This window comes from Citrobacter sp. Awk 2 (genome assembly GCF_028069815.1).
GTDB lineage: Bacteria > Pseudomonadota > Gammaproteobacteria > Enterobacterales > Enterobacteriaceae > Citrobacter.
Genome location: NZ_JANEWL010000028.1, coordinates 36,891 through 47,551, shown reverse-complemented (window position 1 = coordinate 47,551; position 10,661 = coordinate 36,891). Strand labels below are relative to the sequence as shown.

Below are 10,661 nucleotides of genomic sequence, written 5' to 3'. Positions count from 1 at the left end.
CTTCTGGCACAATTGTCCACAGACGCTGAGCAGGCTGGCAAGGACTAAGGTTAGCCAGATCATTTAGGCCTGTACTGAATCAAGACCAGGCGCCCCTGATTGTCGATATAGTCAGCGGGAGGAATGGCAAGCTGATTAATATCCTCATCCTTCGAAATTGACAGCACGAGCGTAATGATCCCTTCCTGACGATGTTGCGCCAACCAGCCGGCAAAATCATCCCGACTGACGAAGCGGCCCTGGGCATCCGGATAATTAAGGCCATATTTTAACTCACCTGTTTGCCCGTACATGTTGATGTCATCGCGTTTCAGGCTCCAGGCCAGACCAGCAGCAACGCCAACACTATCGGTGAAAATATAACGGCTCGACTCCAGTGACTCTTTGGTCATCTCGACAAAAAACTGTGGTTGTTTGGATTCCATTACCCGGTCAGGTACTGAGAAACCGAACAACAACGCCAGCCCCAGCGGGCAGAGCGCTGCTAATTTCCAGTTTTTTTCACTGTTGTTAAGCGTATACCAGCCAAATAGCGTCCAGGTGATAAAGATACCCCATGAGCAAAACACTTTATACGTTTCGATATGCGACCAGACCGGTGTCTTCAACGGTCCGAGCGTGGACACGATAAATGTGGCGACAATACCAATAACACCGAACAGAATATTGATCCAACTGTTGACGCGCAGGGCTGCAGAACCTTTTTCAGCAGCCTGCAAGCCAAACCGCGCGGTAAGGATTGCCAGCGGCGCGAAGCAGGAAAGAATATAGGTTGGCAACTTCCCTTTGGCGATACTGAAAAACAGGATCGGCATAATAATCCAGCTCAGCAGGTATAAGGCGCTACGTGGTACATCCCGTTCACGCCAGCCTGTACGCAATGCGCCCGGTAGTAGCCCGAGCCAGGGTAAGGCACCCGCCACGAAAATCGGTATGTAGTACCAGAATGGTGCTTTATGTTGGGCATCATCCTGCGCAAAACGCTGAATATGCTCAATCCAGAAAAAGTAGTGCCAGAAGTCTGGTTCGCGTTGTGCAATCGCCAGCCCCCACGGCAGGACAATGGCAATACAGCTGATAATCGACAACAGACCGTAAATAAAGATCTCTTTCCAGCGCCTTTGCACGAAAACCCATGGCAGCACGCTGAGGACGGGGACAGCGAGCGCGAGAAAGCCTTTGGTCATCACGCCCATGCCGCAGGTGAGTCCTAACAGCAAAAAGGCGACAATTTTACCTGTTCTGGTGGTGGCCTGCATTCCCTCCCAAAAACAGCACATGCCCGCCATTAGCCACAGCGCGATAATGGGATCAAGTACCGCATAGGTTCCGATACTGTAAACAGAGAAAAACGTTAGAAAGATGACGGCAGAGAGTATGGCCGTGCGTTTGTCACGCCATAGCCGCATTGCCAGCCAGGCGACCAGAAGTGCAGTCAGTAGGGTTGCAAAAATAGCCCCCGCCCTGACGCCAAAGTTGTTTGCACCAAACAACCATTGCCCGATGCTGTTTAACCAGTATCCCGCGATGGGTTTTTCAAAATAGCGTAGCCCTAAAAAATGTGGGACGATCCAGTCGCCAGACGTCAGCATTTCCCGACTGATTTCAGCATAGCGCGTTTCGTCGGGCTGCCAGAGCAGGCGGCTATTGATGGGTAAAATAAAATACAGTGCAATAAATGCGACAAATGCCAGGGCGTAACGTGCGGATTTCATGGTGTCACACTCGCGGGTTGCTGGCAGCCGAGCCATCCCTCTCTGCCGGGTATTTTGCCACGAACGATCTGGCCCGTTGGCAGTGTACTGATATCGTCTGGTAACAGTTCGCCCAGCGGACAAAACGTAATTCCTGCGTCGGCGGCACGAATGAGCAGATCGTCAAATTTCTGCTGAAAAGCAATGCCTTCCACCTCTGCGTGAATCGTGTAGACCGGGGTGCCTTTGTCCCGCTGAATACGGGAGAGAATATAGTCGTTGAAGTCCGCTGCCTGTACCTCCTGACCAACCACCTCATCCCATGTCGGTAGCGTGACCGGAATTTGTGGCGTACCCATTTCTCCTGTTTCAAGTACAGGACGGAATAACGATGTTCCCCTGCAATCGCTGTTATAGCGCAGATGGAATGTTTCTTTCGCTTCGACGACGCGCGAGTCGGCACGCCAGCCAGCGACGGCAGAACAGGTGACGGGTTGGCCGATGATCGTTTCGAGCGCATTAATGCCCCGCGAAATATCATCAATCAGCTGTTTATCGTTCCAGTTGCCACTTCGTGATTGCCAGGCATGATGATCCCAGGCGTGTAAGCCTGTTTCGTGATACCGGGCAGCTTGCGAAATGATGGCCGCATTGGCCAGGCCAATTTCTTTTCCAGGCCACGCGGTGCCGGCCAGTAAAATATCCCACCCGTAGAGCGAGGCTGCGTTTGAGCGCAGCATCTTCCACAAAAATTGCGGCTTCACCAGACGCCAGAGATGGCGTCCCATGTTGTCGGGCCCGACGCTAAAAAAGAAACTTGCCCGAACGTTATGCCGGTTCAATGTCTCCAGCAGGCGGGGCACGCCTTCGCGTGTCCCCCTGAATGTATCGACATCTATGCGCAAGCCCACTTTGGTCATGATGTGTGTTCCGTGATATCCACACTGCGTAAGAAGAAGTCCAGCGTCTCTTCAACCGTTTCTTGCATCTCGATTGTTGGTTCCCAGTTCAGGCAACGTTTTGCGTTACGAATACTGGGTTTGCGGTGCTCAACGTCCTGGTAGCCTTTGCCATAGTAGCTGCTACTCTCGACGTCACGGAAACCAGCAAACGGCGGGAAGTGTTGGCGCAATGGATGTTTTTCGAAGCAGGAAAGGAGCATTTCAGCCAGTTCCTGAATACTTGCTTCATTATCCGGATTACCGATATTGATGATCTCGCCGTCACAGCGTCCGCCATCGTTTTCAATGATGCGGAACAGGGCTTCGATACCGTCACGAATGTCGGTAAAGCAGCGCTTCTGCTTGCCGCCTTCAATCAGCTTGATGGGAGAGCCTTCCACCAGATTCAGGATCAGTTGGGTAATGGCGCGTGAACTGCCGATACGTGCGGCGTTCAGGCTGTCCAGACGCGGTCCCATCCAGTTAAACGGACGGAATAAGGTGAAACGTAATCCTTCTTTTTCACCGTATGCCCAAATGACGCGATCCAGCAGTTGTTTAGAGACCGAGTAGATCCAGCGCGGTTTATTAACCGGGCCGACGATCAGGTTGGAGCTGTCTTCATCGAAGTCTTTATCGGTACACATACCGTAGACTTCAGACGTTGACGGGAAAATGATGCGTTTGCGGTACTTGACACAGTAACGAATAATTTTCAGGTTTTCTTCAAAATCGAGTTCGAAGACGCGCAGCGGGTTGCGGGTATATTCAATCGGCGTGGCAATGGCGACCAGTGGCAGCACGACGTCGCATTTTTTCACATGATATTCAATCCATTCGGAGTGAATGCTGATATCACCTTCCACAAAATGGAATCGTGGGTGTTGCAGAAAACGCTCAATCGCATCGCTGCCAATATCAAGCCCGTAGATTTCGTAGTTATCTTCGCGCAGCAGACGTTCGGTCAGGTGGTTGCCAATGAAACCGTTAACGCCAAGGATCAACACGCGGGTGCGACGTTTGCTGGCGGAAACGGGCTGGCTGTTGAGGCGAGAACCGGCAACCAGACCCAAAACTTGTGCCAGCTGTGAGCCCTGCATGGTAATGCCATCACCCGCTTGCCCGGTAATGATTTCGAGTGCGCCATCGGCACAGGCAATCAGCAATGGTGATACGGAGATAACCGTTCCCGGCAGCGCCGCAGATGTATTTGCACTCTGGCGTGATGACCAGATGGTGAATTTTTGTGTACCGGCATAGCTAAATGCACCAGGCCATGGATCGGACACTGCGCGAACCATGTTATGCAGTTGTGCGCAGGGTTTGTTCCAGTCGAGGAAACTGTCTTCCGGCGTGCGGCGACCAAAACAGGTGGCGTCGGCTTCCTGCTGTGGGTATTCCTGAAAATCACCGGCTTTGATGGCTGGCAGCGCCTGCGCCAGTACCTCGCGGGCAGACTGGCATAATTTATGGTGCAGGGTTAACGCCACGTCATCGGGGGAAATGGTAATGCGTTGCTGGGCGACGATGGCACCGGCATCTGCGCGCTTGACCATGCGGTGAAGCGTCACACCTGTTTCGGTTTCGCCATTGACTAATACCCAGTTCAGCGGTGCACGGCCACGATATTTGGGCAGCAATGAGCCGTGCAGATTAAAGGCTCCCGCAGGCGCAAGACGCAGGATCTCATCGCTGAGTAAATGGCGATAGTAGAATGAGAAGATCACATCGGGGGCGAGTTGGCCGATCCGCTCGATCCACAGCGGATGATTGACCTCGTCAGGAGCGTACACCGGAATTCCTGCGCTGGCAGCGAGGCGGGAAACTGAGCCAAAAAACGCTTTTTCACCTGGGTTATCGGCATGCGTAAAAATAGCAGCGATGTCATAACCCGCATCCAACAGGGCCTGAACCCCCTGACATCCCATATCGTGATAGGCAAATACGACGGCTTTCATGCGCGGTTTTCCTCAGTTGACTGCGTGGTTTGTGGACGGATAACGTGTTGAACAAAATAGCGAGGGCGTGCGCGGACATCGTTATAGATGCGACCGATATATTCGCCGAGTAATCCCATGCCAATGAATTGCGCGCCGATAAAGGTAAACAGCACGGCAAACAGCATAAACACACCTTCTGCCGCCCACTGCGGGCCGAACGTCAGGCGAAGAACAACAAGCAGGACCGACAGGGTAAAACCTGTGGCGGCAATGATGCTGCCCAGCAGGCTCAACATACGCAATGGCGTGGTGGTCAGGCAGGTTACCAGGTCATACATCAGGTTTATCAGACGCATGAAACTGTACTTTGAGTCGCCAAATTCACGCTCGGCATGGTGTACCGGGATTTCCGTGGCGCGGCGGGCAAAGATGTTAGCCAGGATCGGAATAAAGGTGCTGCGCTCCTGGCAATGCAACATGGCATCGACGATGTGACGGCGATAGGCGCGCAGCATGCAGCCGTAATCGCCCATGGCTTTACCGGTCGTGCGCTGAATCAGATGATTGATCATCCGTGAGGCGGTCTTACGAAAGCGGCTGTCCTGGCGGTTCTGACGCACCGTTCCGACGACATCGAAGCCTTCTTTTGCCGTGGCAACCAGCCGTGGGATCTCCTCGGGCGGGTTTTGTAAATCAGCATCCAACGTGATGATCAAGTCGCCAGTGACGTGGCTGAAACCGGCCATAATCGCCGAGTGTTGCCCATAGTTTCGATTCAACAGAATAGAGACAATATGGCTGTTCGGTGCCTGGGAGGCGTCCATCATCAGTTGAGCTGAATTGTCACTGCTACCGTCATCAATGAGCAGGATTTCATATTCAGTATCCAGTTTTTCGCAGGCGGCGCTGGTGCGCCTGATTAATTCTGGCAGGCTTTCCTGTTCGTTAAAAACGGGAATGACCACCGAGACTTTACTAATCGGTGAGGCTTCAAACATGCTTATTGTCCTGCAATCTGGCGAAGTGCCGTAATGACGCGTTGTATGTCATCGTCGGTCATGTCGGGAAATAGCGGCAGTGAACAAATGCGAGCGCTATTCCATTCGGTATTAGGCAGAGAAAGATCGGTGAAACGTTCGCGATAATATTTCTGCGTGTGGGCCGCGCGAAAATGCAGGCCTGTGCCAATATTTCTGGCCTTTAGTGCTTCCATCAGAGCATCTCTGCTCAGCCCACAGCGGGCTTCATCCACGCGAATGATGAACAAATGCCAGGCGTGCAGATGCGACCACTGAGGCAGGGTGAGCGGTTGAAACGGCGTATCGGCCAGCGCTTGTTGATACTGCTGCGCAATTTGCGCCCGGCGCGCGTTCAGACGATCCAGCTTGTTCAACTGCACCAGGGCGATGGCGGCGTTGATGTCAGTCAGGTTGTACTTGTATCCCGGCGCGAGAACTTCAGCCTGCGGCGCGCGACCATAGGTTTGACGGTCATAAGCATCTACACCCAGGCCGTGGAATTTCAGGCTGCGAAGCCGTTGAGCGAGCTGGCTGTCGTCAGTAACAATTAACCCACCCTCTGCACAGGTCACATTCTTGATCGCGTGAAAGGAAAAGATTGCGGTACCACGAGCACCAACATGACGCCCCTTGTATAACGTTCCGACGGCGTGCGCTGCATCTTCAATAACAGGGATTCCGTAGCGTTCACCGATGGCGTAAATGGCATCAAGATCGGCCGGGGCCCCGGCATAATGCACGGGAATAATAGCTTTGGTTCGTGGTGTGATAGCGGCTTCAATGTGTTCGGGGGTCACCATCAGCGTATCGCGGTCGACATCGATCATAACCGGTGTGGCACCCAGCAGGACAATCATGTTGAGTGTAGATACCCACGTCATCGACGGGGTGATCACTTCATCGCCTTCACCCACACCCAGCGCCATTAGCGTAATGTGCATACCTGCCGTCGCAGAACAGACGGCAACGGCGTTTTGGTTTCCTGTGAGCTGGCAGAAAGCGTCTTCTAACTGCTGATTTTTAGGACCCGTGGTTATCCACCCTGAATCCAGAACCGCCTTAACTGCGGCAAGTTCTTCATCACCCATTGCCGGACGGGAGAAAGGCAAAAAGTCAGACATCATTATTCCTTCAAGCCATTTAACGCCACCGCAGTTTTATTTTTAGTGATAAACAGGGGCATCGTTAATTATTTCATCAGGCCACAAAGGTTAAAGACTGAAGGTTAATTTATCCTTAAGAGTTTAAGGTTGGAGATATAAAGGGGGATGTGGAGGAGATTATTTTATTTGTCTGAAAATAAATGATTTTTACGCGTGTTTTGTCGTGGCTATGGCATTGCAGCCCTGCTGCTGAATGATGAGTGCAATGCCATGATCTGAAGGATCAATATCCTACTGCTATCACCATTTAAGCTTACAATAACCCTTTCAATGTTAACGTTTTACGTGTGGCGATGTTTAAATCGTATTGGGCGAGATCTTCCGGTTTAACCCAGGCGAAGTCCTGGAACTCTTCGTTAATCTTCACTTCACGGTTAGCGGAAACACAATCGAAGATGAGATAAATCATGTAAATCTCTTCCTGGCTACCATCAGCATAGGTTTTGGTTCGAATATCGTCACTGAAGGTCCAGGGGGTAATCTGCGATAACTCGAGGTGTTCTCCCAGTTCTTCCCTGATTTCCCGACGTAAGGCTTCTTCGATACGCTCTCCTGGCTCAACGCCGCCGCCAGACAACGCCCACTGACCAGGGAAAACGCCGCGATCGTCGGCCATTTTGCACAGTAAATAACAGCCTTCATTTTGAATGAGTGGGCAAACAATCGTTCTTTGACGCATAAGTCTGTTCCTTGTAGGGGAGGGCGAAGGAGTCCATCGTTAACATATCTTACCTTTTGCAGGCGACAGAAAAAACGCTTCATTGCTGTTTAAGCCTGCTTTGCCGGGGAAAAGAAGGTTGTCTGTTGAAAACGGCAATCAGGTGCCTTTCATCGTCAATTTCAGGTAAGAACTTAACCTTACTGAAACATTGCGGGTAGTATTTAGTTACAATATGTCATTGCATCGCTTTTTTAGCTCATTGATTCCTCGCTATCTGGCAGTACAATCCAGCGGTTTTGGGGCTATGTTTTGATTCTTGCTGGAAAGGATAGAAAATGAAAAAAAGTTTATTACTGGGTTTTGCCGGAATGCTGTTTGTTTCTGCGTCGGCGAATGCGATTAGCATTAGCGGTCAGGCTGGCGAAGATTACACTAACCTCGGTTTTGGTATGGGTACTGAGTCCACCGGACTGGCTGTTAGCGGCAACTGGATGCATAACGATGACGACGGTGATGTTGCAGGGCTTGGCCTTGGTCTGAATATCCCTCTGGGTCCGTTGCTGGCAACAGTCGGTGGGAAAGGTATCTATACCAACCCGAAAGACGGTGATGAAGGCTACGCGGCAGCTGTCGGTGGTGGTTTACAGTGGCCGATTGGCGACAGTTTCCGTCTGTTTGGCGAATACTACTACTCCCCGGACTCACTCTCCAGCGGGATCGACAGCTACGAAGAAGCAAATGCTGGTGCGCGCCTGACGATTATGCGTCCGCTGAGCATTGAAGCAGGTTACCGTTACCTGAATCTGGCGGGTAAAGATGGCAACCGCGATAACGCGATTGCTGACGGCCCATACATCGGGGTTAACGCCAGTTTCTAATCTACCAGGCGCGGCGTTCAGTCGCGCCTTCCCCCCTCCTTGCGTTATAGTGTTTTCATCATAAAAGCAGGAGAACACGATGTTAAACGTGGAGATGCTATCCACCGGGGATGAAGTGTTGCACGGACAAATCGTCGACACCAATGCCGCCTGGCTGGCCGATTTTTTCTTTAATCAGGGATTACCGTTAACACGCCGCAATACGGTAGGCGACAATCTGAATGATTTGGTCGCTATTCTGCGTGAGCGTAGCGAACATGCTGATGTGCTGATCGTCAATGGTGGCTTAGGGCCGACTAGCGATGATTTGAGCGCACTGGCGGCGGCAACCGCAAAAGGTGAAGGGCTGGTTCTGCATGAAGCGTGGCTGGCCGAAATGACGCGTTTTTTCCGTGAGCGGGGACGTGTGATGGCACCGAGCAATCGCAAACAGGCTGAACTTCCGGCCAGCGCGGAGTTTATTAATAATCCGGTCGGAACGGCCTGCGGGTTCGCCGTGAAGCTTAATCGCTGCCTGATGTTTTTTACGCCGGGTGTGCCGTCAGAATTTAAAGTTATGGTTGAACATGAGATCCTGCCGCGCCTGCGTGAGCGTTTTTCTCTTTCTCAGCCCCCGCTATGCCTGCGCTTAACGACTTTTGGTCGTTCTGAAAGCGATCTGGCGCAGAGCCTGGACTCTCTGGTTTTACCACCCGGGGTGACAATGGGGTATCGCTCGTCGATGCCGATTATCGAGCTGAAGTTAACCGGGCCCGATTCCCAACGTGAAGCGATGCTGGCGCTATGGCCAGAGGTGAAACGCGTTGCCGGCCAGAACATGATTTTTGAAGGTACCGAAGGGTTACCTGCGCAAATTACCCGTAAGCTCCAGGAGCGCCAGTACAGTCTGACGCTGAGCGAGCAATTTACCGGAGGCTTAATTGCTCTGCAGCTGTCTCGCGCCAGTGCCCCGCTGTTAGCGAGCGAGGTGGTGCCATCTCAGGAAGAAACGTTGGCACAAACGGCGCACTGGATAACCGAACGACGCGGCAACCATTATGCCGAACTGGCGCTGGCGGTATCGGGTTTCGAAAACGAACATATTAACTTCGCACTGGCAACACCTGACGGTACGCATGCCTTGCGGGTGCGACTCAATGCAAATCGCTACAGTTTGGCTATTCGTCAGGAAGTTTGCGCAATGATGGCGCTTAATATGCTGCGGCGTTGGCTAAATGGTCAGGATATTGCCGGGGAACACGGCTGGATAGAAGTGGTTGAATCGCTCACGATTTAATGATTGATTGGGAAGGCTAAAAACCTTCCCGATCTGACTCATTCTGTGACATCGTCAGGCAATAGCCCAGTAATTAACCGAACCAAATCACGATCAATTCCATTTACCAGCATCATGCGCGCGATACGTAAGGCTTCTTCTTGCGTACCTTTCTGTACTCCTTGCGCTAATCCTTGTTGTATCCCTTGTTGTATCCCTTGTTGTAGCCCATTGTGGTGACCTTCTTGTTTTAGCCTCTCTGCGATTGTCATCAACCTCTCCTTGTGGCGGGGGGAACGTTCGGCAACTTCATGGATAAATTCGCTGACGTGAGAAACGTCACCGTACCGTAGCAGGTAATTAAATAGCGTTTGTAGCTGGCTGTCATTAGCGGTGCTTGTAACTAATAGCGAGACCAGGCGGTCCACTAATCCCATCAAATCGCGATCGCGGATATGTTTTTGCATCAACTCTAGCAGTGCAACACGCCGATGCTGTGCGATTTCATCGTCAGGTATCACGGTAATGTCGACCAGCGGAAAGGCTTCTGAATAAAGCTGTCGTGCCAGCTGTGGATTGTCAAATTCATCCAGCCAGTTGAGTGACCAGGGATAAGGACTTTGTTGACCGTGATAAAACAACATGGGGATTACCAGCGGCAGCGTTTTATTCCCGGCATCAAGATGATACTGCATCGCAGCAGTGGCATAACGCATCAGGCGAAATGCCATGTGCTGTACCGCCGTACTCTGATGTTCAATAACACAATAGATATAGCCCTGGCCTTCGCGGGTTTCTAACGACCACACTACGTCAGAGTAGTATGCGCGGAGATCTTGTTCGATAAAACTGGTGGACTCCAGCTTCAGCGTTTTTAAATCGCATATCTCACGTAATGCGGTGGGAAGATGTATATCCAGATAATCCTGAGCCATCTCAGGGTAAGACATTATCTTTTTAAAAACGGCATCATGCGGTGTAGATGTAGTGGATTTAGCCATGGTAGTCCGTCACCGGAAAGAGAAGATGGCGTGACGGTATCCACTTTTAATATGCGCTGCATGCGGAAAATGGGGTCTTTGCGTGGGTGAATCAGAGATAAATACGCCC

The 10,661-nt window shown here is 51.6% G+C and carries 9 protein-coding genes and 1 pseudogene; 2 read left to right on the top strand and 8 right to left on the bottom strand.

From position 1 onward, the window contains the following. The 7 genes and pseudogenes from NNO02_RS23750 to nudI all read right to left on the bottom strand — a co-directional run. Positions 1–63, bottom strand: a pseudogene (locus NNO02_RS23750) (4-amino-4-deoxy-L-arabinose-phospho-UDP flippase); the annotation flags it as partial. Then, complete coding sequence (gene arnT / locus NNO02_RS09775; protein WP_271454680.1) at positions 60–1,715, bottom strand: lipid IV(A) 4-amino-4-deoxy-L-arabinosyltransferase; 1,656 nt, start codon at positions 1,713–1,715, stop codon at positions 60–62. The pseudogene NNO02_RS23750 and the gene arnT, both read right to left, overlap by 4 nt. After that, the gene (gene arnD, locus NNO02_RS09770) at positions 1,712–2,614 is read right to left on the bottom strand and encodes a 4-deoxy-4-formamido-L-arabinose-phosphoundecaprenol deformylase (RefSeq protein WP_271448524.1); all 903 of its coding nucleotides are present in this window, start codon (positions 2,612–2,614) and stop codon (positions 1,712–1,714) included. The genes arnT and arnD overlap by 4 nt, the downstream gene beginning before the upstream one ends. Continuing rightward, positions 2,611–4,593 (bottom strand): bifunctional UDP-4-amino-4-deoxy-L-arabinose formyltransferase/UDP-glucuronic acid oxidase ArnA, encoded by a 1,983-nt coding sequence (arnA, locus tag NNO02_RS09765; RefSeq protein WP_271454679.1) that lies wholly within the window; start codon positions 4,591–4,593, stop codon positions 2,611–2,613. Before arnA ends, arnD begins: the two co-directional genes overlap by 4 nt. After that, a complete protein-coding gene (gene arnC, locus NNO02_RS09760) occupies positions 4,590–5,573 on the bottom strand; it encodes an undecaprenyl-phosphate 4-deoxy-4-formamido-L-arabinose transferase (protein WP_271454678.1) in 984 nt (327 codons plus the stop codon). Before arnC ends, arnA begins: the two co-directional genes overlap by 4 nt. Positions 5,574–5,575: 2 nt before the next feature. Further along, a complete protein-coding gene (gene arnB / locus NNO02_RS09755; RefSeq protein WP_271454677.1) occupies positions 5,576–6,715 on the bottom strand; it encodes a UDP-4-amino-4-deoxy-L-arabinose aminotransferase in 1,140 nt (379 codons plus the stop codon). A 295-nt stretch (positions 6,716–7,010) separates the two neighbouring features. Continuing rightward, a complete protein-coding gene (nudI, locus tag NNO02_RS09750; RefSeq protein WP_271440129.1) occupies positions 7,011–7,436 on the bottom strand; it encodes a nucleoside triphosphatase NudI in 426 nt (141 codons plus the stop codon). A 317-nt stretch (positions 7,437–7,753) separates the two neighbouring features. Here nudI and NNO02_RS09745 point away from each other — a divergent pair, with 317 nt between their 5' ends. Both NNO02_RS09745 and NNO02_RS09740 read left to right on the top strand, forming a co-directional pair. Then, a complete protein-coding gene (locus NNO02_RS09745) occupies positions 7,754–8,296 on the top strand; it encodes a YfaZ family protein (RefSeq protein ID WP_048211092.1) in 543 nt (180 codons plus the stop codon). Positions 8,297–8,375: 79 nt separating this feature from the next. Further along, the gene (locus NNO02_RS09740; RefSeq protein WP_271440128.1) at positions 8,376–9,572 is read left to right on the top strand and encodes a nicotinamide mononucleotide deamidase-related protein YfaY; all 1,197 of its coding nucleotides are present in this window, start codon (positions 8,376–8,378) and stop codon (positions 9,570–9,572) included. A 38-nt stretch (positions 9,573–9,610) separates the two neighbouring features. Here the strand turns inward: NNO02_RS09740 and NNO02_RS09735 are convergent, their stop codons facing one another. Beyond that, the gene (locus NNO02_RS09735; protein ID WP_271454676.1) at positions 9,611–10,552 is read right to left on the bottom strand and encodes an Rpn family recombination-promoting nuclease/putative transposase; all 942 of its coding nucleotides are present in this window, start codon (positions 10,550–10,552) and stop codon (positions 9,611–9,613) included. Positions 10,553–10,661 lie beyond the last annotated feature (109 nt).